This window comes from Vibrio sp. 1401, from assembly GCF_033340295.1.
Map to the genome: position 1 here is coordinate 1 of NZ_JAWOWF010000865.1, position 512 is coordinate 512.

The window sequence follows — 512 nt, forward strand, 5'->3', positions numbered from 1 at the left end:
TATTCGCCCATCAATATTTACCGGCTCAAACTGTAAATGGTCGCGGGCTTTACCACCCCACCATTCGCTCCCTGTTTGTCCTTTCAAGTAGAGCTGAGTGGTCAACAATTCTTGTTCGCCACGCCACAGTTTGACGTGAATGTGAGGAGGTCTTGAGCTGTATGGGACAGGAAACAGCGTTTGAAAAAAATAGCGTCCATCTTCTTCAGTTACTGTCGCGCCAAAACCTGAAAAACTTGGGTCAAACTTGTTTTGGCTGGGTTGATTCGGATGGTCATAAATCCCTTGGCCATCACACTGCCAAATTTCTATTTTAACACCAGAAATAGGATTGCCAGACACGTCCAACACCCTACCTTGCAATGTTATCGCCTTTCCAATCAAAGCATCCGGTTTCAATATTAGGTTTTGGCGAAGCGGAATCTTCACCACGGGATAAAATGGACCTTCGGTCTGAGACGGCGTCGGACGCATTGAGCTTTCCGCTTTAAGAAATGGCGCAAACATCAATG

The 512-nt window shown here is 46.3% G+C and carries 1 protein-coding gene; it reads right to left on the reverse strand.

Annotated elements, in window-relative coordinates:
* On the reverse strand, nt 1–510 hold a 510-nt coding region (locus R7Z77_RS28595; RefSeq protein WP_318137466.1), incomplete at its 3' end, for a protocatechuate 3,4-dioxygenase.
* Between the last annotated feature and the right edge of the window lie 2 nt (nt 511–512).